The organism is Chryseobacterium sp. Y16C (assembly GCF_022488405.1).
In the GTDB taxonomy this organism is placed as follows: Bacteria; Bacteroidota; Bacteroidia; order Flavobacteriales; family Weeksellaceae; genus Chryseobacterium; species Chryseobacterium geocarposphaerae.
In genome coordinates, this window is the sequence record NZ_CP092711.1 from 4,818,136 (window position 1) to 4,840,003 (window position 21,868).

The 21,868-nt window shown below is 34.7% G+C and carries 19 protein-coding genes; 9 read left to right on the top strand and 10 right to left on the bottom strand.

Going from position 1 to position 21,868, the window contains the following annotated elements:
- From MKS83_RS21945 to MKS83_RS21960, 4 genes are all read right to left on the bottom strand, one after another.
- A complete protein-coding gene (locus tag MKS83_RS21945) occupies window positions 1-567 on the bottom strand; it encodes an anthranilate synthase component II (RefSeq protein WP_240581362.1) in 567 nt (188 codons plus the stop codon).
- A 26-nt stretch (window positions 568-593) separates the two neighbouring features.
- Window positions 594-2,009: an anthranilate synthase component I family protein gene (locus MKS83_RS21950; RefSeq protein ID WP_240581363.1), complete on the bottom strand. Its 1,416-nt coding sequence runs from the start codon at window positions 2,007-2,009 to the stop codon at window positions 594-596.
- A 274-nt stretch (window positions 2,010-2,283) separates the two neighbouring features.
- Window positions 2,284-2,553 carry an ankyrin repeat domain-containing protein gene (locus MKS83_RS21955; RefSeq protein ID WP_410679629.1) on the bottom strand — a complete coding sequence of 90 codons (270 nt, stop codon included), beginning with the start codon at window positions 2,551-2,553 and terminating at the stop codon, window positions 2,284-2,286.
- 16 nt (window positions 2,554-2,569) lie between these two features.
- Window positions 2,570-3,214 (bottom strand): hypothetical protein, encoded by a 645-nt coding sequence (locus tag MKS83_RS21960; RefSeq protein ID WP_240581365.1) that lies wholly within the window; start codon window positions 3,212-3,214, stop codon window positions 2,570-2,572.
- A 113-nt stretch (window positions 3,215-3,327) separates the two neighbouring features.
- On the opposite strand from MKS83_RS21960, the gene MKS83_RS21965 reads away from it, so the two are divergent.
- The 4 genes from MKS83_RS21965 to MKS83_RS21980 all read left to right on the top strand — a co-directional run bounded on the left by MKS83_RS21965 (window position 3,328) and on the right by MKS83_RS21980 (window position 6,646).
- A complete protein-coding gene (locus tag MKS83_RS21965; protein ID WP_100375019.1) occupies window positions 3,328-3,549 on the top strand; it encodes a hypothetical protein in 222 nt (73 codons plus the stop codon).
- Entirely contained in the window at window positions 3,549-3,917 is a 369-nt protein-coding gene (locus tag MKS83_RS21970) for a c-type cytochrome (RefSeq protein WP_240581366.1), read from the top strand. The genes MKS83_RS21965 and MKS83_RS21970 overlap by 1 nt, the downstream gene beginning before the upstream one ends.
- A gap of 94 nt (window positions 3,918-4,011) precedes the next feature.
- Window positions 4,012-5,709: a lysine--tRNA ligase gene (gene lysS, locus MKS83_RS21975; protein ID WP_240581367.1), complete on the top strand. Its 1,698-nt coding sequence runs from the start codon at window positions 4,012-4,014 to the stop codon at window positions 5,707-5,709.
- A gap of 118 nt (window positions 5,710-5,827) precedes the next feature.
- Window positions 5,828-6,646 (top strand): OmpA family protein, encoded by an 819-nt coding sequence (locus MKS83_RS21980; RefSeq protein WP_240581368.1) that lies wholly within the window; start codon window positions 5,828-5,830, stop codon window positions 6,644-6,646.
- 56 nt (window positions 6,647-6,702) lie between these two features.
- Here the strand turns inward: MKS83_RS21980 and MKS83_RS21985 are convergent, their stop codons facing one another.
- Together MKS83_RS21985 and MKS83_RS21990 are read right to left on the bottom strand one after the other, a co-directional pair.
- The gene (locus tag MKS83_RS21985) at window positions 6,703-7,707 is read right to left on the bottom strand and encodes a cytochrome d ubiquinol oxidase subunit II (protein WP_240581369.1); all 1,005 of its coding nucleotides are present in this window, start codon (window positions 7,705-7,707) and stop codon (window positions 6,703-6,705) included.
- Complete coding sequence (locus MKS83_RS21990) at window positions 7,704-9,047, bottom strand: cytochrome ubiquinol oxidase subunit I (RefSeq protein WP_240581370.1); 1,344 nt, start codon at window positions 9,045-9,047, stop codon at window positions 7,704-7,706. The genes MKS83_RS21985 and MKS83_RS21990 overlap by 4 nt, the downstream gene beginning before the upstream one ends.
- A gap of 230 nt (window positions 9,048-9,277) precedes the next feature.
- Between MKS83_RS21990 and gyrB the strand changes: the two genes are divergently transcribed.
- The 5 genes from gyrB to MKS83_RS22015 all read left to right on the top strand — a co-directional run bounded on the left by gyrB (window position 9,278) and on the right by MKS83_RS22015 (window position 16,991).
- The gene (gyrB, locus tag MKS83_RS21995; RefSeq protein ID WP_240581371.1) at window positions 9,278-11,212 is read left to right on the top strand and encodes a DNA topoisomerase (ATP-hydrolyzing) subunit B; all 1,935 of its coding nucleotides are present in this window, start codon (window positions 9,278-9,280) and stop codon (window positions 11,210-11,212) included.
- Window positions 11,213-11,350: 138 nt separating this feature from the next.
- Complete coding sequence (locus MKS83_RS22000) at window positions 11,351-13,243, top strand: DUF3857 domain-containing protein (RefSeq protein WP_240581372.1); 1,893 nt, start codon at window positions 11,351-11,353, stop codon at window positions 13,241-13,243.
- Between the two features lie 2 nt (window positions 13,244-13,245).
- A complete protein-coding gene (locus MKS83_RS22005) occupies window positions 13,246-15,177 on the top strand; it encodes a transglutaminase-like domain-containing protein (protein WP_240581373.1) in 1,932 nt (643 codons plus the stop codon).
- A 93-nt stretch (window positions 15,178-15,270) separates the two neighbouring features.
- Window positions 15,271-16,092 carry an RsiV family protein gene (locus tag MKS83_RS22010; RefSeq protein WP_240581374.1) on the top strand — a complete coding sequence of 274 codons (822 nt, stop codon included), beginning with the start codon at window positions 15,271-15,273 and terminating at the stop codon, window positions 16,090-16,092.
- A gap of 47 nt (window positions 16,093-16,139) precedes the next feature.
- Complete coding sequence (locus tag MKS83_RS22015; RefSeq protein WP_240581375.1) at window positions 16,140-16,991, top strand: diacylglycerol/lipid kinase family protein; 852 nt, start codon at window positions 16,140-16,142, stop codon at window positions 16,989-16,991.
- Between the two features lie 71 nt (window positions 16,992-17,062).
- Here the strand turns inward: MKS83_RS22015 and MKS83_RS22020 are convergent, their stop codons facing one another.
- The 4 genes from MKS83_RS22020 to MKS83_RS22035 form a co-directional block, all read right to left on the bottom strand.
- A complete protein-coding gene (locus tag MKS83_RS22020; protein WP_240581376.1) occupies window positions 17,063-18,268 on the bottom strand; it encodes a T9SS type A sorting domain-containing protein in 1,206 nt (401 codons plus the stop codon).
- A gap of 333 nt (window positions 18,269-18,601) precedes the next feature.
- Entirely contained in the window at window positions 18,602-19,882 is a 1,281-nt protein-coding gene (locus tag MKS83_RS22025; protein ID WP_240581377.1) for a dicarboxylate/amino acid:cation symporter, read from the bottom strand.
- Between the two features lie 148 nt (window positions 19,883-20,030).
- Window positions 20,031-20,966: a sulfite exporter TauE/SafE family protein gene (locus tag MKS83_RS22030; protein ID WP_317224491.1), complete on the bottom strand. Its 936-nt coding sequence runs from the start codon at window positions 20,964-20,966 to the stop codon at window positions 20,031-20,033.
- Between the two features lie 114 nt (window positions 20,967-21,080).
- Window positions 21,081-21,863 (bottom strand): phosphatase PAP2 family protein, encoded by a 783-nt coding sequence (locus MKS83_RS22035; protein ID WP_240581378.1) that lies wholly within the window; start codon window positions 21,861-21,863, stop codon window positions 21,081-21,083.
- Window positions 21,864-21,868 lie beyond the last annotated feature (5 nt).

The following is a 21,868-nucleotide window of genomic DNA, read 5'->3' on the forward strand; positions in this document are numbered from 1 at the left end:
TTAATTCAAAAGAAAGTTTTTAATGATGGTTTCTCCATCCGGTGTTAAAATACTTTCAGGGTGATACTGAACACCGTGAACATCATAGGTTCTGTGTTGTAAACTCATAATCATTCCTTTACTGTCTGTACTGGTAATTTCCAGCTCTTCGGGGAAATTTTCGGGATTAACTGCCCAACTGTGATATCTTCCGACTTCCAGAGTCTGTGGCAAATCATTAAAAAGTTTATGTTCACTGGTTTGGATGGCTTCTGTAGCAACACCGTGATAAATTTCGCTAAGATTAATTAAGGTTCCTCCAAAAGCTTCTGCAATTGCCTGTTGACCAAGACAAACGCCTAAAATACTCTTTGTGGGAGCATATTCTTTAATGACATCCAGTAAAATTCCGGCTTCTTCAGGAATTCCCGGACCGGGCGAAAGAATAATCTTATCATATTTTTCAATTTCTTCCAGCTTAATTTCATCATTTCTTACCACATCAACTTTTGTATTCAAAATTCTTTCGATCATTTGAACTAAATTATAAGTGAAGCTGTCGTAATTGTCGAAGACTAATATTTTCATTATGGATTATTTATAATGGATGGATGTTATATTTTTTCTGCCTTTTCGATGGCCTTTTTCAGAGCGTTAAGTTTGTTGTTCACTTCCTGGAGCTCACTTTCAGCATTGGATTTGGCTACTATTCCGGCTCCAGCCTGGTAATATAACGTGTTGTTTTTGCTTAAAAAAGTACGGATCATGATAGCCTGATTACAGCTTCCGTTTAAGCCAACCATTCCGATGCAGCCTCCGTAATAACCTCTCGAATCTTTTTCGTAGGTATTTATTAGCTGAAGAGCTTTATGTTTAGGTGCTCCGCTTAAAGTGCCCTGAGGAAAAGTGGCAGCAACCATTTCATAAGGATTAGTGTTTTTCTCCAATTCTGCCGTCACCTCGCTTACCATGTGAATAACATGAGAAAAAAGCTGTATTTCTTTGAGTTTGGTAACGGTTATATTTTTTCCTAGTTTTCCTAAATCATTTCTTGCTAAATCTACCAACATGGTATGTTCTGCATTTTCTTTCGGATCGTTTTTTAGTGTTTCAATAGACTGTAGATCGGTCTCAAAATGCCCTGTTCTTTTAAAAGTTCCGGCAATTGGATGAATGATGGCTTTATTATCTTTAATAATGAGCTGACTTTCCGGGCTTGATCCGAAGAGTTTATAATCTCCATAATCAAAAAAGAATAGGTAAGGAGAGGGATTAATATTTCGTAGCGCTCGATATACATTGAATTCATCTCCTTTGAATTTTTGTTCGAATCTTCTGCTTAGAACCAATTGGAAAACATCTCCTCTCATACAGTGTTTCTGGGCTGTTTTTACCAATTCGATATATTCTTCATTGGTAATATTCGAAGTTTCTTCTGCTGTTTTTTCAAAAGGATAAATAACCGAATTCTGATTTTTGATCAGACTTTCTAAGAGATATAGCTCAGATTTTAAATTTTTGATTTGATTTTCAATAATGTGCATTTCATCGTTGTAATGATTGATTGCAATAACATATTGATAAAGTCTGTAACGCAGAATCGGAATTTCTACTTCCTTACTTTGGGCTTTAAATGTAAGGTTTTCGAAAAATTGTACGGCTTCAAAACTGGTATATCCAAAAAGGCTCTGGGCGGTTTCTTCTATAGAATCCTTAGTGCCGCTGCAAATAAAAGACTTTGAAAATTGATTTAAGAGATCCGGAACAGAATAATCTGCTAAAAGATGTTTCTCAGGGTTCTCACCCGGGAATTTGACCTCAAACTCTTTAAGGTTCTTAATTTCTATGCCTGCAATCGCATTAATGGCAATGAATGAGAAATTATGATCCATATTTTTAGCATCCGAGCTTTCCAAAAGAATCGTATCACGAAACTGATCTCTTATTTTCAGATAGATGTTCATGGGAGTCTGCAGATCTCCCAGCATTTTTTTTGAGGTGGTTTTTATGTTGATTTTTTGTTTGAACATGGGTAGTGTTTTAATTTTTAGCAATAAAAAAAGACTTTAACGAAATCGTCAAAGTCTCTGTATATTTTCTATAATATTCCGGCTGTCAATTAACAACAAGAGTATAGCTTCAGACCCGACGAGGAGTTTGAATGCCACCACCAAAATTTGTTGTTTGAATTAATCATGATGCAAATGTAGATAATTTTTTGAAATGAAAAATAAAAATTGATAAAATTTTATTGCAATGTACAAAGGCTGAAATAAAAAAACTTCCTTTACGGAAGTTTTTTTATTATTTTAAAATTGAAGTCATTTCGGGGTGGTTATACTGAACCGCAAACTCTTTTGCTGTTTCTCCTTTTTCGTTCTTTGCATTTCTATTAGCTTTTTTCAGAAGAAGTTTTGCAAAATCCAATTTACCATATCTCGCAGCAACCATTAGTGGAGTCTGATTACCACATTCTTTGTTAAGATCCACTTCATGGTTTAATAAATACTCCAGAATATTCTTTTTGTCATGTTTGATACTTAAAAAAAGCAAGCAGTATGAATTCTCTTTTATTGCATGGCATTTATTCTTATTTCATAGAATTCAGTTCTTTTTTCAGTTGGTTAGCTTTGTTTTTGTATTCCTGATTGTCATATGTTGTGAGATAATCTTCCAGAGCATTGAGGTATTCCCGGATAAAATCTTTATTGGTAGGATCTGCTTCATACTTTATTCTGGCAGTGTTGATGGGTCTTATTTTTTCGTATTCCTTCAGCTGTTTTCCTTCATTGGATTTCTGATAAAGGATAACAATGTTTTTTTCATATCCGGGAATGTATTTAACAGGAAATTCTTGTTCCGTTCTCGGAATTCTTATTGCATTTTCAATAGGATATATGGCAGCTGAAGTTGTTGAAAAATAAGTATCTACATATTTTCCGTCCTGCTTTTTTACAATAGCTTCGTAATCATGAATATACTGATCATTAAGTGTCGAACTGGTCTCTATATCGGATGTAATAATGGCAGTGCTTTCTACACCATATTGATTTAAAAACCAGGCATTGATAAATTGACCTCCAATTCCGTTAATGATTGAAAACGGAAGGATTACAATGAGCCACCATGCTTTTTTAGTTAAATAAGCAATAATTCCGAAGAACAAAATAAAGATAATCACTGCATAAAAGCCGTGATGACTTAAGAAAAATAAGATTTTTGAAATGATAATCATAATTTTCAGGTTTACACAAAAATACAATTTCTGATTACAATGATTAAAAAGTATTTTATACGCTACACAAGCAATATTTTTTATATTTTTGTCTAAATTTTATAGGAAAAATAATGAAAAAAGTATTAGCAATCGCGTTTATCGGAGGTTTATTGGCAGTTAGTTGTTCAAAAAAGCCTAATCATGACTTACAAGACAGCAACACGATGTTGCCGGAGCCGGATGCACCAACTGTAGTAGATTCTACTGCCAAAAAAACTGAATCAGTAGATGTAAATGCTGCTGTATCAGTTCCTGCAAATGAAGCAAAAGCAGATACTCTTACGAAAAAATAATGAAGAAATTAGTATTGGCAGGATGTTTGGGTATGCTGATATTTTCCTGTACTAAAAAAGAACAGGCTTCAGTTTCTGAAACATCTGCACAACCAGTAGAGGCAACCAATGCTCATCTTTCCGGAGACCAGATTATTGAAACATTAGATTGTTCCGGTTGTCACTCGGTAAGTGAAAGAATGATTGGCCCGTCGTATCAGGAAATAGCAGATAAGTATTCTGAAAAAGATATTGATGCTTTGGCTGCAAAAATCATAGAAGGAGGGAGCGGAGTTTGGGGAAGTGTGCCTATGCAACCTCATTCTCAGGTGTCTAAAGAAGATGCGAAAAAAATGGTAAGTTATATTTTATCACTCAAAAAGAAATAACATCCATTTAAAAATATTTTAGAGACGGCAGAATTCTGCTGTCTTTTTTTATGGAAAAATCACTAAATTTGTACGCTTTTAGAAAAAATAAAAAATGCAATTATCAGAACAGGAAATCATTAGAAGAGAAAAGCTGAATAAGCTTGTTGAAATGGGAATCAACGCATTCCCGGCAGATGAATATGTAATTACAGATACTACGGAATCTATAAAACAGAATTTTTCTGAAAGTAAACAGGTGAAGATTGCAGGAAGATTGATGTCCCGAAGAATTCAGGGGAAAGCATCTTTTGCGGAACTACAGGATTCTACAGGTAAAATTCAGGTATATTTTAACAGAGACGAAATCTGTACAGGTGAGGATAAAACATTATATAATGAAGTTTACAAGCACCTTTTAGATATAGGAGATATTATTGGGGTAGAAGGGGAATTGTTCACGACTCAGGTAGGGGAAAAAACAGTTTTGGTTAAAAACTTTACACTTTTAACGAAATCTTTACGTCCACTTCCACAACCAAGAACTGACGAAAATGGAGTAGTTCATGATGGATTTAACGATCCTGAAATGAGATACAGACAACGTTATGTTGACTTAACGGTAAATCCTCAGGTGAAAGAAATTTTCGTGAAAAGAACGAAACTGTTCAATGCCATGAGAACTTTCTTTAATGATGCAGGATATTTTGAGGTTGAAACTCCAATCTTACAGTCAATTCCTGGTGGAGCTGCTGCAAGACCTTTTATTACCCATCACAACGCTTTAGATATTTCATTATATTTAAGAATTGCAAATGAATTGTATCTGAAAAGATTGATCGTTGGTGGATTCGACGGAGTTTATGAATTCTCTAAAAACTTCAGAAATGAAGGAATGGACAGAACGCATAACCCTGAATTTACGGCTATGGAAATCTATGTAGCCTATAAAGATTACAACTGGATGATGGATTTCACAGAAAAACTATTGGAATTCTGTGCCATTCAGGTAAACGGAACGACAAAAGCTACATTCGGTGAACACGAGGTTGATTTCAAAGCGCCTTATCAAAGGATTTCAATGACAGATGCTATCCTGAAATTCACAGGTTATGATATCACGGGAAAAACTGAGCAGGAATTGTTTGATTTTGCTAAATCTATCGGAATCGATGTTAACGAAACGATGGGGAAAGGAAAATTAATTGATGAGATTTTCGGTGAAAAATGTGAAGGAAACTTCATCCAACCGACTTTCATTACGGATTATCCGATCGAAATGTCACCGCTTACCAAGAAACACCGAAGCAAAGAAGGTCTTACAGAGCGTTTCGAATTAATGGTGTGCGGAAAAGAAATTGCCAATGCCTATTCTGAGTTGAATGATCCGATCGATCAGAGAGAACGTTTTGAAGATCAGTTGAGATTGTCTGAGAAAGGAGATGATGAAGCAGGACAATTTATCGATGAAGACTTCTTAAGAGCCCTTGAATACGGTATGCCACCAACTTCAGGATTAGGAATCGGAATGGACAGATTGATCATGTTCTTAACGAATAATGCATCTATTCAGGAAGTATTGTTCTTCCCTCAGATGAGACCGGAGAAAGCAATTCCTCAAATTGAATTGGGAGACGATGAAAAAATAATCCTTGAAATTCTGAAATCAGGAGAGCAGATTGCTTTAGCTGAAGTAAAAGAACAATCTAAACTTTCAGGAAAAAAATGGGACAAAGCCTCGAAAACTCTGACCAAAGCGAATTTGGTAAAAGTGGAAAAAATTGAGGAAAGCCTTTTGATGAAATTGGTTTAAATTAATTCGAAATAAATTTAGTTCCGGCGGAAGTGAAGCTTCCGCCGGAACTTTTTTCTAAAATACCTGAAACTTGAACTATTTTCTGTTATTTTGCGTTTGTAAGAAAACAATCCTGATGAAAGCCTTTTTGTTTTTACTTTTCTTCTCTACAGTTGTGTATTCGCAGACGCTTACTTCTATTTATTTTAAAAATAACAGTTATGAGTTGAGTAATGAATCAAAACGAAAACTGGATAGCTTGGCGAAACTTGATACAAAGCTTATTTTTAGAATCTTTGGCAATGCAAATCCTTTAGGAAATGAAGCGCTAAATAAAACATTGTCTGAAAACAGAGCGAAAACAGTAAGTGATTATTTAAAAACTAAAATCGGTAAAAATATTCATTTGGGCAGTTCTGAAGGGTTAGGAATCTCTAAACAGATTAACGATAACAGTTCAGAAAATTTATTGGCGAAAAATCGTCGTGTTGATATTTTTATTGAACGGTATTTTGAGAAAGGGGAGAAAATTTCAAGAAAAGTTTATCCTAGCTTTTTTGATATGAAGGTTGCGGCAATGAAAGTAAAAGATACTTTTTCTTTACCGGATGTCAATTTTATTGGCGGTCGTCATGTCTGGCTTCCGCAGGCAAAACCGAAATTATATCAGCTGTATAAAATTTTAAACGAAAATCCGACCCTTGAGGTTGAGCTTCTGGGGCATATTTGCTGTGATTATGAAAATTTTGATGGTGAAGATCAGGATCTGGGAACATTTAATCTTTCTTTTACACGGGCACAGTCGATCAAAGATTTCTTATTGGCGATGGGAATTGATGCTAAACGTATAAAAATAGAAGGTGCGGGGCATCTTAATCCTGTTGTATACCCTGAACAAACAGAATCGGATCGGACTAAGAACAGACGGGTTGAAATTGTTTTGCTAAAAAAATAAATAAAAAAGGGTTTCGGCGGCAGCTTCGCTGCCGCCGAAACCTTTTTTGTCAATTCTTATTTTCTCAACTTACTAAATGAAGCCATCAGATAAAATAAAAATGGCAGAATAAATAAAGAGCCCAACATCAATGCCCAACCCAGTGCGGAAATTGTTTTCGGTGCAGCAGCTTGCTCCAGTAAAGAAAGGTGCTCTCCATTAGCAAAAAGGATAATATTGGGGTTGTGTTGATACGTGGCCGCAACCAGAATCATAACTACCTGAAATCCTGCTAAAGCTCTTACAGGGAGAAGCTTCTGTCTGTTCATGGCACGAAGAATAAGAACTAAACAAATCGTAGCAAATGAAACAGCCATTATTCCCAAAGGTTTAGAAAATACCCACATGACTAATGGGATATCGGAAATATAAGCAGTGAAAAATACTAAAATACCTGTGATCACTACAAAGACCATAGTCTGCTTGGACTTTTTGATCATTAAACCTAATTCTAATCGGTCATTGGTTTCTCTTAACGCAAAAACCGAAGCCAGATAAGCACAAATGGAAACGGTAAACAATCCTACAGTAATACCGAACCAATTCAGCCAGCTGAAAATATATAAATCTAAAAAGTTTGTTGCATTAGGATTGATAGAATGAGAAACCGTTGCAGCGGCAATTAATCCTAAGAAAAATGGAGTTAATAAGCTTGAAAAATAAAAGATTTGAGTATAAACATCCTGCCAATCATCTTTTACAGCATCATAATGTCTAAAGGTGAATGCAGTTCCTCTCGCAATGATTCCGACTAGCATTAATACTAATGGAATATGAAGATAAGTGGAAAGTGTGGTGTAAATTTCAGGAAAACCTACAAACAAAATTACAATGGCAATAATCAGCCACATATGATTCGCTTCCCAAACCGGTGCAATAGATTCATACATGATCTCTTTTGTTTTATCACGGGCTCTTTTCTTTGTAAAAAACTCTACAATTCCGGCTCCGAAATCAGCTCCTCCCAAAATCACATACAGGCAAATTGATAGCCAAAGAAAACCTATAACGACGTAAATCATAATTTCTTGTTTTTAGGATTAAACTGAGCATCTGTAGGATCATATAATCTCGGAACCATTTGTATTTGTCGTCTCAAAAGGAACACAATAATCAATGATAACGAAACGAAAATTGCTGTGAAAAAGTAAAACGAATACTGAATTCCCGGCATCGGAGTTACCGCTTCAACTGTTCTCATGATCCCATAGATAATCCAGGGCTGTCTTCCAACTTCGGTTACTGTCCAGCCTGCTTCCAAAGCAATATATCCGAAGGGGGTAGCATATAAAAAGGTTTTTAATAGCCATTTTTTATTAAGCCATTCTTTTTTGAAAAAGAAAGCATATAAATAAACCACTCCAATAATAATCATCACAACTCCAAAGAATATCATAATCTGAAAGGCGTAGTGTACAACCGCAACCGGAGGCCATTCGTCTTTTGGAAAATCTTTTAAACCCTTTACTTCAGCATTAAAGTCATTGGCAACCAGAAAACTTAGGACTTTCGGAATTTTTACAGCATATTTTATTTCTTCTTTTTTCTCGTCAGGAATTCCTCCAATTACAAAAGATGCTCCTTTTTCAGTTTCAAAATGAGCTTCCATTGCAGCTAATTTGATAGGTTGTCTCTTGGCAACAGATTTAGCGGCAACATCACCGCTTAAAGGTGCTCCAAATGCTCCGATTAATGCGAATCCTGCAGCAATACTGAATGCTTTGGTATGAAATTCCACATTCTTTTTTCTCATAATTAAATAAGCATGAACACCGGCAACCGCAAATCCTGTCGCACAAAATGCTGCAACTGTCATATGCAGAGCCTGAGGAAACCAAGCTTCATTAAACATAGCTTTAATAGGATCTATATTTAAATATTGTCCGTCTACATAATCAAATCCGGCAGGAGAATTCATCCATGCATTGGCTGCAACCACTAAAATTCCGGAAGCCAGACCGCTTAATCCAACCAAAAATCCGCAGAACCAGTGAAACCATTTATTAAACCTGTCCCATCCGTACAGGAAAAAACCAATGGCAATAGCTTCAATAAAGAATGCGGTTCCTTCCAATGAAAAAGGCATTCCGAAAATAGGTCCGGCGTGTTTCATGAATTGGGGCCAAAGCAATCCTAGTTCAAAAGAAAGCATGGTTCCGGAAACGGCTCCTGTAGCAAAAAGGATGGCCACCCCTTTGCTCCAGGCTTTGGTAAGGCCTTTATAAACTTCGTTATTTGTCTTTAAATATTTCCAGTGGGCAAATGCCATCAAAAAAGGCATTACCATACCTACACAGGAAAATATGATATGAAAACCGAGTGACATTGCCATCTGCGAACGGGCAGCCAGAAAATCATCCATAAAATCAACTTTTTGAGTAAATAAATTTAAGCATAAATTATTGATGCTCGGTATGATTTACAACAGTATTCGTTTAAAGAATAGGTTTTAACTTTGATATTTTTTAAAATAAATCACCAATTTTTTTGTTGAAAAGTCTCTCTTTTTTTGACATATTTTAACTTTCATACCTCGAAAAAAATCACGATATTTGTGAGTCTTTGCATTGAGCAAAGTTTTTAAAATTTGATATGAGTCAGAAACAATATACAGCTAGTAGTATTCAGGCATTGGAAGGAATGGAGCACGTGCGTATGCGTCCTTCAATGTACATTGGTGATGTGGGAGTAAGAGGTCTCCATCATTTGGTTTATGAAGTAGTAGATAACTCTATTGACGAAGCATTGGCAGGGTACTGCGATACTATCTTTGTCAGCATTAAAGAAGGAAACGGAATCGAGGTTAGCGATAACGGTAGAGGTATTCCCGTTGACTTCCACGAAAAAGAACAAAAATCTGCTCTTGAAGTTGTAATGACAAAAATCGGAGCCGGAGGTAAGTTCGATAAAGATTCTTACAAGGTTTCGGGTGGTCTTCACGGGGTTGGGGTATCGTGTGTGAATGCACTTTCCAATGAAATGATCACTACTGTTTACAGAGACGGAAATATTTATCAGCAGATATATTCAAGAGGAAAAGCTCAGACAGGTGTTGAAGAAATAGGGCACAGCGAAAAAAGAGGAACAAAACAGTTCTTCCAGCCGGATGATACTATTTTTACAGAATTAGTATATAACTATGATACATTAGCAAGCCGTTTAAGGGAGCTTTCTTACCTTAATAAAGGAATCACAATTACCCTTACAGACGAAAGAGAAAAGCTGGATGATGGTTCTTTCAGAACTGAAGTCTTCCATTCAGAAGGCGGTCTGAAGGAATTCGTAGCATACATCGATGGAAACCGTGAATCGATCATGGAAAATGTAATTTTCATGGAGGGGGAAAGAGATGATATTCCTGTTGAGGTTGCGATGCGTTATAATACTTCATTTAACGAGAACCTTCACTCTTATGTAAATAATATCAATACCCATGAAGGAGGAACTCACTTGGCAGGTTTCAGACGTGCGTTAACGAGAACTTTGAAGAAATATGCGGATGACTTAGGAATTCCTCAGAAAGAAAAAGTTGAAATTACCGGGGATGACTTCCGTGAGGGTCTTACGGCGGTAGTTTCTGTAAAAGTGATGGAACCTCAGTTTGAAGGACAGACCAAAACGAAATTAGGTAACTCCGAAGTTTCCGGTGCTGTAGATAAAATTGTAGGGGAAATGCTTACCAATTTCCTGGAAGAAAACCCAACGGAAGCGAAACAGATCGTACAAAAAGTTGTTTTAGCTGCAAAAGCTAGACAGGCTGCGAAAAAAGCCCGTGAAATGGTTCAGAGAAAATCTCCGATGGGAGGTTCCGGACTTCCGGGTAAATTATCTGACTGTTCATCTAAAAACCCTGAAGAATCTGAGATCTTCTTAGTGGAGGGAGATTCCGCGGGTGGAACGGCAAAACAAGGTCGTGACAGATTTTTCCAGGCGATTCTTCCGTTAAGAGGTAAAATTTTGAACGTTGAGAAATCAATGCTTCATAAAGTATATGATAACGAAGAAATTAAGAATATTTATACTGCGCTTGGAGTTTCTGTAGGAACAGAAGAGGACAGTAAGGCATTGAATATGTCGAAACTGAGATATCACAAAATCGTAATCATGACCGATGCCGATATTGATGGTTCTCACATTTCTACCTTGATCTTGACATTCTTCTTCAGATATATGAAAGAATTAATTGAGAATGGATATATCTATATCGCTCAACCGCCTTTATATCTATTGAAAAAAGGTAATAAAAAGCAATATGCTTATAATGAAAAAGAGCGTGAAGAGTTCACTTTAGAAATGTCTCCGGATGGGAAAGGTGTTGAAGTTCAGCGTTACAAAGGTCTTGGGGAGATGAATCCTGAGCAGCTTTGGGAAACTACTCTAAACCCGGAACACAGAATTTTAAAGCAGGTTACTATTGATAATGCAGTAGAAGCTGACAGTGTTTTCTCTATGTTGATGGGAGATGAAGTTCCGCCAAGAAGGGAATTTATCGAAAAGAATGCTAAATATGCAAAAATTGATGCATAATAAATTCTTACAATTATAAATAAGAAGACTTCAGCAATGAAGTCTTTTTTATTTTACAACTATTAAAAACTTTTTAGTACAAAAAAATATTTTCAACAGTTATTAGATTTCACTATTTTTGCCTTATTTTTAATAACCATGATGAAAATATTTTGTATTGGAGCACTTTCGATGGCTTCTTTTTATTACGCTCAAAATTTTCCCGCTTCTACGATTCCTGAAAATTTAAAGAAAAATGCAAATGCTGTTATCAGGAAGGATCTTACAACAATTCAAATTAACTCTATTAATGATATTAAATATCAATATACAAACGTAACCACTGTTTTAAACAAGGATGGTGATGAAAAAGCTGTGATTGCGATTCCTTATGAAAAAGGGGATAATATTTCAGATGTTAAGGTTAATATTTATGATGATGCCGGAAAGAAGATAAAATCATATTCCAAGTCTGATTTTGGTGATTTTGCCAATAACAATCAGGGTACTTTTTATTCTAATAGCAGGGTGTTAGCTTTATCATATACTCCGACTCAATATCCTTATACGGTTGAATTTTCATATCAGATTGGTGAAGAAAATACGGTTTTCTTACCTGACTTTGTTCCTTTTAGATCCACAAATGTCTCTTTGGAGGAGGCTCAAATGAAAATCATCAACAAATCCGGGATTGAACTTAAGTCAAAAACCTATCCTTCACAATATAATTATACGTCGGTTGTAGAAAGCGATAATGCAGGTGAAAAAATATATACTTATAAAAATGTTCCGGCGATAGATGATGCGTTTTTGTTGCCACAACCGATAAAAATTTTGCCAAAAGTTAGTTTTGCTCTTACGAAATTTAATTTGGAAGGAAAGCAAGGGACGATTAATAACTGGAAAGATTTTGGATCTTGGTATTACAAGAATATTTTAGAACCTGTTTTTGTATCTACTCCGGCCATTAAAGCCGAAGTTGCTTCCTTGAATTTGCAAGGGACGAAGGAGGAGAAAGTACGAAAGATCTACCAATATATGCAGAGTAAAACAAGGTATATTTTTGTGGCGTTGGGAATTGGAGGTTGGCAACCGATGCTTCCGGATGAGGTTCAGAAAAAAGGATATGGTGATTGTAAAGGATTATCAACGTACATGAAAACTTTGTTAGATGAGGCAGGAATTCCTTCTTATTATTGTAAAATTAATTCTGACTCTTCACCTATTTCATTTGATAAGGATTTTCCAAAAATGGGGGGAAATCATATTATTTTAATGGTTCCTACAGAAAAAGGAAATATTTGGTTGGAAAATACATCTCAGCAAATTGCTTTTAATCATCTAAGTTATACTACAACAGATAGAAATGTTCTTGCTGTTAAACAAGAAGGAATTGAAATAATTGACACTCCTTCCTATCCTGCTGAACAAAATAAAGAAAAACAGTTTTTGAAAATTAAGTTAAATGAAGACAACAGTATTGTTGGCGAAGGAAATTTCTCTTATACTGGAATTCAATATGATAATAATTTGGTGCTTACCAATTTGAATCCGAAAGAAAGAAATGAAGTGATGAAAAATTCATTAGATATCTTGAATTTTGAAAAAATTGAAATGAAAAATTTTCTTAATGATAAAGATAATGCGATTGCAAAGTTTGATCTTGATTTTAAGGCCCATAATTATTCAAAAAATGCAGGCAGCAGTATCATTTTCAGAGCAGTACCTATTTATTCCAATACAGTTTATAAAACTGATGAAAACCGGGAATTACCTTTTGAACTGAGACAGTCGTTTGAAGATGAATACGAAATCAATTTCATAGTTCCTAAAAATTACAAGCTTGATGAAATTCCCGAAAATGTAACTGTTAATTCTGAATTTGGAACCTACAAATTAAATTTTGTCAAAAACGGTGATGAATTAAAGGTAAACAGAACAATCAGAATCAACAAAGGACTTTATCCTAAAGAAAAATATAACGATTATATTAATTTCAGAAAAAAAACACTTAACCTGGACAACTCTAAAATTTTAATATCTAAAATCTAAGCATGAAAAAAATTATAATGATAGCTATTTGCTCAATGAATTTTATTTTCATTGAGGCACAAAAGCATGAATTCCTTAATTCTCCTAAATTTAATGATGCAGACCTGTCTAAACAGAAATCGACTTTGGATGAGAATGCACCTGCAGAAATATTATATAAATCAGTACATTTCAGTATAGATAATACTACTGGTAATCTGATTAAAAGAACTTTTTATAGAGTTAAAATCTATGACAAAGACAAAGCTGAAGATTGGCTGAATTTAGAGATTCCTCTTTATCAAAATGGAAGTGATCAGGAAACACTTACTAAAATGAAAGCTTTTACCTATAATCTTGAAAATGGAAGTTCGGTTGCAACGAAAGTTGACAAAAGCTCAAAATATAAAAGCAAAGAGAGTAAAAATGTTTCTATTACAAAATTTGCATTTCCAAATGTAAAAAACGGTTCTGTTATTGAATATCAATATGAGGTTACTTCACCGTTCCTATTTAGTATTCCGGAAATTCTAATTGAGACAGATACTCCATCTTTATATACAGAATATGTTCTGGATAGTCCTTCAAATATTTCGTATAATGTAAATTATACAGGGTTTTTAAGTCCAAAATACAGAGAAGTCGATGAAAGAACATTATACGGTACCAACTACAGAACTTATAGATTTGGTTATGAAAATGTAAAAGGTTTTAAAACTGAAAAATTTGTAAGTAATGATAGAAATTACAGAACAAAAGTAAGTGCAGAAATTCATTCCACGAATTTTAGAGAGTTAAAATTGTTTTCCTCATCCTGGGAGCAGATCAAGCAAAGGCTTTATGAAAATGAAGATTTTGGAGGGGAATTAAAAAAAACAAAGTTGGCAAAGGAAAATATGCCAACCAATATTGCAGGAATTTCTAATGAATTAGAAAAAGCAAATGCTGTTTTCGATTATGTGAAAAATACTTTTACATGGAATCAGGACAGGGGAATTTATGTAGAAGATGGAATCAAAAAAATGCTTGAAACTAAAACGGGAAATGCAGCAGAAATTAATCTTTTTTTGGTGATGATGCTTCGTGAAGCCGGAATTAAAGCGGATCCATTGACAATTTCTACAATAAATCATGGTTTAATCAATATTGCTTCACCCAATGTTTCAAACATGAACTTTGTAATTGCTGCAATTCAGACAAAAGATGGCTTCCATCTATATGATGCAACATCAAAACAGTCTTCAATAGATCAGTTGCCACCAAGAGACTGGAATCAGTTCGGGATTCTGATGGCAAAGGAAAAAGTTCAACAATTAACTATGGTAAATGCAAAACCAAGTTTCACTTATTTGACCGTAGACGCTAAAATTAATGATGATGGGAGCGTTTCAGGAAGTTATTCAGATAAAGATACAGGTGCCTATGCCATGTTTGCTAAAGAAAGTTATGATGATAATGCCGATAAGTATAAAAAACAATATAAAGAGAATTTTTCTGTAGATTTTACCAATATCGATTCAAAAGTTCTTGAAAATGGAGATTTTGAAAGCACGATGAAATTTTCTTCTGAGAATATGATTGATAAAGTAGGTAAAAAAATCATTATCAATCCAATGCTTTTTTTGAATAAAACGTCCAATGAATTTGATCAGACAGAAGAACGTAAATATCCTATTGATTTTATTTCTCCATACACAAGGGTGAAAAAAGTCGTATTGGAAATCCCAGAAGGATATGCAATTGAAGAAATGCCAAAGAGTAAAAAAATTGTAACTGAGGATAAAGAAATAGAATACAACTACATCATAGAACAAAAAGGAAATAAGTTAGAAATTGTTTCCACGACCAAAGTGGCAAGTGCAGATTATCCGAAAGAGTATTATCCGGCTTTTAGGCAGATTTGGGGAGTGGCTTCCAAACAGGAAAATCAGGTGATTAGTCTTGTGAAAAAATAAAAAACAGTGAAATTTTCAAAATAATTCTAAAACCATTCATCTTTTGAATGGTTTTTGCATGCAAAAAGGAAAATCAAATTCAAAATCAAAACTATGAAAAACACAATTGCTGTTTTGGCACTTTCTGCCTTTTTCACTTTTTCTGCCTGTAAGAAATCTGAAACGACAAACCTGACAACAAACGAGGAAGCACAAACTGAACAATTTTCTGTCGATTCAGTTAAGGTGAATGATTCTATCAAGCTTAATGACTCACTGACCATAAAATATTCTTCCAAAATGTTGGTTTTTCCGAGTATTAAGGATAAAAAATTCTTAGATAGTATTTATTTTGGAGATAAAAATGTTCAGGATTTTTCTAAGAATGGAATTCAGTCACTTTTGGAAAAAAATAAGAATGAATATTTTAACAGTATTAAAAAAGACTCAAAAGAGTGGATCTCCGATATGAAATTTGCGCAGGAATGGTATTCAGATCTTGGAATGGATCTGAAATCAAATAGTAATGATTATCTTCATATACAGTATAGCTGGGCTTCTTATGAAGGAGGTGCTCACGATAATTATGGTTTTTCCGAAAGAGTTTTTGATGTAAAGAATAATAAAAAAGTAGAATTAAAAGATATCACTTCAATGCCTAAAGATAAACTGGAAGCTTTGCTGATGAAAAATGTTAATAAAATGAATGGAGGTGCTTCCGATGATAAGGGTGAAATCAATAATTCTGATATGCTGTTGGTTGAAGTCATTCCAGCTACTGAAAACTTTTATTTTGATGATAAAAATCTGTATTTCCATTATAGTCCTTACGAAATAACGGCTTTTGCAGCCGGCGATATTACGATTCCTGTTTCCTGGCAGGAGCTGGCCGGAACACTGACTCCACAGTTTAAAGAACGAATGAAAATTAAATAATTTTAAAATGCTTCTCTATAAGGAAGCATTTTTTTATTTTTGCTTCAATGGAAAGTGTAGCATTTATTATTAACCCTTTTTCTGCAAAAAAAAACTATCAGCCTTTTCTTGAAGAGCTAAAGAAAAAGGTGGAGAACCCTTTATATTATATTTCGGAATCTATTCAGGGAACCGATGATTTTATTCAGGATAACTTTCAGAATATAGATATTTTTGTAGCCATAGGAGGAGACGGTACAATTTCTACCATTGCCAGAAACCTTATTAATACCCCAAAGATTTTAGCTATTTTTCCGGCAGGTTCAGGAAATGGGTTTTCCAATGAAACCAACTTCAGAAAAAATCTGGATGAGCTTTTGGAAAAAATTAAGGCCAAAAAATCCAGGAAAATAGATACGTTCACCGTTAATGATAAACTGTCAATAAACGTTTCTGGAACCGGTTTTGACGGAAAGGTGGTAAAAGAGTTTGAGAAAACCAGCCGCGGATTTAAAAATTATATTAAAGTTTCGTTGAAAACGTTTTTTAATTATAAGCCGATTAAGGTTAAGTTTTTTGATGAGCAGTATCAGCAATATAACGGAAAATATCTGATGCTGAATATTGCCAACACCCGTCAATTCGGAAACAACGCTTACATCGCGCCAAAAGCCAGTAAAAGTGATGGTTTAGTCGATATTGTTTTGGTGAAAAAGTTTCCTTTAACCTATTCTGCATTATTTGCGTACAGAATGTTTACGAAAAAACTGAAAGACGATGATTATGTAACGTATCTTCCTGTTTCAGAAATTGAATTTAAGGTAAATACTAAGAATTGGCACCTTGATGGAGAATTTAATAAAATAAAATCTCCTATTCATATCAAAGTTCAGCCTTCAAGTCTGAATATTCTGGTATAGGCTTTTAAATAAAAAAAGCCACATTAGACAGAAGTCTCTTGTAGCTTTTTTGTTTTAAAATTTTAAATCTATTATTCTTTTATCAGCTTTTCCGAATATTCTTTTCCGTTTTTATCTTTACCTGTGAGTAAATAATTACCTTTTGGAAGATTTTCTACAGCAATTTTTCCTGTTTTTTCACTTTTCTCCAAAATTTTTCTTCCGCTCATATCCAATAGGCTGATTTCCGAAAGCTCTTCCGAAAAGTAAAGAATAGATTTTACAGGATTTGGATAGATTATCAGATTTTTGCTGTTGGTGCTGATTTCACTTGTAGCCAGAGAAGCTGTGATCTTACTGATTGTACTCACCCCAAAATTGCAGGTATAAACATCTCCTGTTATTTCATTTTTTACAATACCTTGCGGGTATGTTCCACCACTGGCTAAAGTAGCCCAAGCCTGTGTTACAATACCTGTCGGAGATATTTTGCTCACTGTACTGTTGTTATTACCTGTGTAGAGATTACCCGATGCATCTATGCTCAGACAAAGAGGTCCCGGATTATTCGTTAATGTAGTCCAAGCATGAGTCACGTTGCCGGCCGGAGTTATTTTACTAACCGTATTATTGCCAAGGTTAGCTACATAAAGATTACCAGATGTATCCATTACAATGTTTTGTGGGTTGGCATTATTTGCTAAAGTAACCCATGCATTTGTTACGATACCTGTTGGTGTTATTTTACTAACAGTATTATTTTGATTAATGGTATAGACATTCCCTGAATTGTCTACAATAATATCCTTGGGATACGCATCAGTTGCTAAATAGGCCCAATCTTGTGTAATTGCTGTACCATTTGCCAATATCTTACTGACTGTCTTATTATTGTTTGCGGTATAAATATTGTTTGCGGCATCTAAGGCAATAGCGAAAGGGGTAGTGCCGCTTGGTAGAGTAATCCAGGCTTGAGTAACGCTGCCTGCCGGAGTGATTTTACTTACAGTATCATTTCCGAAATTTGCCGTATAAACATTTCCTGATGCATCTATGACGATATCGCGGGGAATTGAATTATTCCCCAAAGTAACCTGCGTTACGGTGCCATTTGGATCTATTTTACTTACAGTAGAGCTGCCATAATTAGCTGTATACAGATTACCTGAAGTATCAATAGCCATTTCGGTAGGTTTATCAAAATAAGTTAAGACAGCCCAGTCATGGATCACTGTTAATTGCGCAAACACAGCTGTTCCAGGGGTTAATGATAATAAAAAGGTAAAGATTTTTTTCATGTGGTTATTATATATTTAAAAGTGATGATGTTTGTTTTTTTAAGTCTTCAGCATACAACTTCAAGGAGAAAATTTCCAGCTTTATATAAAAGAATACTTTCCGAAAGTTTTACTTTGGTAATTAAGTTGAATCGCTAAATCTATTGGCAATTTGCAGCTCCTTTCAATTAATGATGAAGTAACCTGACTCTAAAGGTCTTCAGGTATCATTATATTGATAATCATGATGAGGTACAAAGGTAAAATTAATAAACTTTATGGTGTAATGTTGTAAAATTCAAAAAAAATAATTTGAAATCATTAAAATTTAAAAATGTGATTTTTTAGTGAAGGTTAAATTTCAAGCTTTTTTTCGACTTCACTTGGATGATCTAAGGCAAGATGCAATTGTTCTTTATCTAATTGCTTTTCCCAGTTGGCAACAACTACAGTCGCTACCGAATTTCCGATCACATTCGTCAAAGCCCGACATTCGCTCATAAATTTGTCAATTCCTAAAATCAAAGTCATTCCTGCAATCGGGATTTCAGGAACTACGGCTAATGTGGCCGCTAATGTTACAAAGCCGGCTCCGGTTACTCCTGCTGCTCCTTTAGAACTTAGCATTGCCACCAAAAGCAGCATGATTTGTTTTTCGATAGGAAGATGAATATTTAAAGCTTGGGCAATAAATAATGAAGCTAATGTCATATAAATATTGGTTCCGTCGAGATTAAAGGAATATCCGGTAGGAACTACCAGTCCCACGATAGCTCTTGAACAGCCTGCTTTTTCCAGTTTTTCCATAATTCCCGGAAGTGCAGATTCGGAAGAACTTGTTCCCAATACCAATAGAAGTTCTTCTTTTAAATAATACATCAGTTTAAAAATATTAAAGCCATTATACCACGCAACGGAACCTAAAACGAGCACAATAAAAAGAACGGAGGTAATATAAAATGTGCCTACTAAAAATAGTAAGTTCAGTACCGAATGAAGTCCGTATTTTCCTATGGTAAAAGCCATTGCCCCAAAAGCTCCGATAGGAGCCAGCTTCATCAGCATATGAACAATTTTGAAAACCGGAGTGGAAAGATCTTGTAAAAAATCAGTTACTTTCTGGCTCTTTTCTTTTGTCAGAACCAGGGCAACTCCCATTAAAATAGCAACCAGAAGTACTTGTAAAATATTATCTCCTACCAATGGACTAAATAATGTTTCTGGGATAATATTCATGATAAATCCTGTCAATGTAGTTTCATGAGCTTTTTGCTGATATTGTGAAACATCACCTGAAAGGGTAGAAGGATCAATGTTTAAACCATGGCCAGGCTGTAAAATATTTCCTACAATGAGTCCAATAATTAATGCTAATGTTGAAAAAGTAACAAAATAAATCATAGCTTTCACAGCAATTCTCCCCACTTTTTTCAGATCAGTCATATGGGCGATTCCCAGAGTAAGGGTAATGAAAATTACGGGAGCAATGATCATTTTTACCAATTTGATAAAGCCATCTCCTAAAGGCTTCATTTTTTCACCCAATTCTGGATAAAATTTCCCTAAAAGAATTCCTGCAACAATGGCTATAATAACTTGAAAATAAAGCTGCTGATAGATTTTTTTTGCTTTCAAGAGGGCTGTTTTTGTATTTTGAAGGGCGAAAATTAAGGATTTTTATTTGTAAATATGACAAAAGTCATGAAAAGTTTCGGCGGGGCTGGAAGCCCCGCCGAAAGTATTAAGTTCTAAAGAATAAGACTTTATTTAATCTTAAAAAGTATTATATTTCCAGCTTTCTAATCATCAGATTCTTCCTATAGCAGTAAAATTCATAGGTTGGTTGCTGGCCAAATGAGAAAACTTTTTCGATATGTATTGCGTCATACTGGTTTTTCAGACTGTTGTATTTTTCTTTGAGAATGTTGGGCAGCTCATCAGATTGTATCGGTCGCTCCACTTCAAAACCGTCATCAAAGGCAAATTCTATAATAAAATCGGTATTTCTCCAGGAAATGACAGATTCTGATTCAGACGTTTTATGGCTGCTAGATAAAGAAATTTTATCCTGTTGAATTATTTTATCAGAGGTTCCTATGAATAAGAGAATACCCGAGAATACCATGGCTCCGTATCCTATTTTTTTGAACAAAAATTCACTTAAATAGGGCAGAATATATTTTACGGTATAAGATGATAGAATGGTTGCTGCGGCTATTGTCATTCCCAGCCATAAGGCAGTTGATGAATATAGACCAAGAGAAATATAAATAATCAGTTTAATTAAATGGAGAAAAACCTCATTTGCTGCTCTTGTCGCAACAATTTCTTCTTTTTTAAGCCCGAATCTCAAATAAAAACGATTGAATAACAAACCGATTGCACCTGTAATACCCGAGATAAACCCCGCAAAAAAACCTATAGCAGCTAATAAGAACTTAGAATATGGTTTTTGATTTTCCTGTTTTATTTTATTTGTTTTAAATAATTCCGGCAGATTGGCAATAAGGAAAAAAGCAACAATTAATTGAAGGTAATTGGGATTAATATATTTAATAAGATATGCTCCTAATAAAACAGCCGGAATTGAAAAAGGCACAAACCAAAAGAAAATTTGCCACTTGATATGTTTTTTAAAAACAGAAATTCTTGATACAGAACTTGTGAAGCTACCTATGGTTAATGAGAAAGGAACGACTGAACTTGGTAAAAGTAAAATTGAGAATAGGAATTAAAATCAGGCTCGCTCCGCCACCACAGATTGCGCTTATCCAAAAAGCTATTATTGTTCCTAAAAACAGAAGGATGATATTTAAAGTCATTTCAAAAAAAATTAAAAATTCTTTACAAATCCAATTCCTGCATTTCCTTTCTGATAGTAAGGCATAATCATCGTCTGGCTTTTCTCCTTTTTTCCGCCTAAAAGATTATTGATTTTCGGATGCAGCCAATAAGCTAATTCTGTAGATAGAATACCGAAACCGGCGCCTCCAACAACGTCACCAAACCAATGTTTGTTATTCAGCATTCTGTATATTCCAGTAAAAACGGCAAGAGAATATCCGGAAATTCCTAATATAAAATTGGTGTCCTTATATTCTCTGAACATGAACTGAGCAGAAGCAAAAGCCATGGCAGTATGACCGGATGGAAAAGATAAATTATTGGAAAAATCGGGTCTTTCCTCTTTTACGGTATGCTTAAGAGGAAGAATGAACGCAGTGGTAATCATTAAAGAGGTACCATAAATAATAGTTCTGTCTTTAAAATTATGCTTTCCTTTTACTCCTAAGGCATTTAAACCATACACCAAGACTCCCGGAGCATATTGGGTATAATTATCAAGTCTTATATGGTCGGGTTTATGTTCGCTGATCTCATATTGAGTGGAAAAATTAAGCTGTTTCAAATCTTTTATACTCAGACTTGCTATCCCATAAGAGATTAAAGCTGTAGGTACAATTAGTTTTTTATAGCTTAACTGATGGGTGGTATCTTCTGAATTAAATTTTGATATGACAGTATCTTGAGTACTCTTGATTTCCAAGCTGTCTTGTGCATAAACGTTCTGAAAGCATATAAGAACGATGAGTATATCTGATAATAAACCTTTCATTGGAT

Excerpts from the sequence above, each read along its gene's own strand:
- MKS83_RS21945 (WP_240581362.1), bottom strand. The coding sequence starts at position 567 with ATGAAAATATTAGTCTTCGACAATTACGACAGCTTCACTTATAATTTA.
- MKS83_RS21950 (WP_240581363.1), bottom strand. The coding sequence starts at position 2,009 with ATGTTCAAACAAAAAATCAACATAAAAACCACCTCAAAAAAAATGCTG.
- MKS83_RS21960 (WP_240581365.1), bottom strand. The coding sequence starts at position 3,214 with ATGATTATCATTTCAAAAATCTTATTTTTCTTAAGTCATCACGGCTTT.
- MKS83_RS21965 (WP_100375019.1), top strand. The coding sequence starts at position 3,328 with ATGAAAAAAGTATTAGCAATCGCGTTTATCGGAGGTTTATTGGCAGTT.
- MKS83_RS21970 (WP_240581366.1), top strand. The coding sequence starts at position 3,549 with ATGAAGAAATTAGTATTGGCAGGATGTTTGGGTATGCTGATATTTTCC.
- lysS (WP_240581367.1), top strand. The coding sequence starts at position 4,012 with ATGCAATTATCAGAACAGGAAATCATTAGAAGAGAAAAGCTGAATAAG.
- MKS83_RS21980 (WP_240581368.1), top strand. The coding sequence starts at position 5,828 with ATGAAAGCCTTTTTGTTTTTACTTTTCTTCTCTACAGTTGTGTATTCG.
- MKS83_RS21985 (WP_240581369.1), bottom strand. The coding sequence starts at position 7,707 with ATGATTTACGTCGTTATAGGTTTTCTTTGGCTATCAATTTGCCTGTAT.
- MKS83_RS21990 (WP_240581370.1), bottom strand. The coding sequence starts at position 9,047 with ATGGATGATTTTCTGGCTGCCCGTTCGCAGATGGCAATGTCACTCGGT.
- gyrB (WP_240581371.1), top strand. The coding sequence starts at position 9,278 with ATGAGTCAGAAACAATATACAGCTAGTAGTATTCAGGCATTGGAAGGA.
- MKS83_RS22000 (WP_240581372.1), top strand. The coding sequence starts at position 11,351 with ATGATGAAAATATTTTGTATTGGAGCACTTTCGATGGCTTCTTTTTAT.
- MKS83_RS22005 (WP_240581373.1), top strand. The coding sequence starts at position 13,246 with ATGAAAAAAATTATAATGATAGCTATTTGCTCAATGAATTTTATTTTC.
- MKS83_RS22010 (WP_240581374.1), top strand. The coding sequence starts at position 15,271 with ATGAAAAACACAATTGCTGTTTTGGCACTTTCTGCCTTTTTCACTTTT.
- MKS83_RS22015 (WP_240581375.1), top strand. The coding sequence starts at position 16,140 with ATGGAAAGTGTAGCATTTATTATTAACCCTTTTTCTGCAAAAAAAAAC.
- MKS83_RS22020 (WP_240581376.1), bottom strand. The coding sequence starts at position 18,268 with ATGAAAAAAATCTTTACCTTTTTATTATCATTAACCCCTGGAACAGCT.
- MKS83_RS22035 (WP_240581378.1), bottom strand. The coding sequence starts at position 21,863 with ATGAAAGGTTTATTATCAGATATACTCATCGTTCTTATATGCTTTCAG.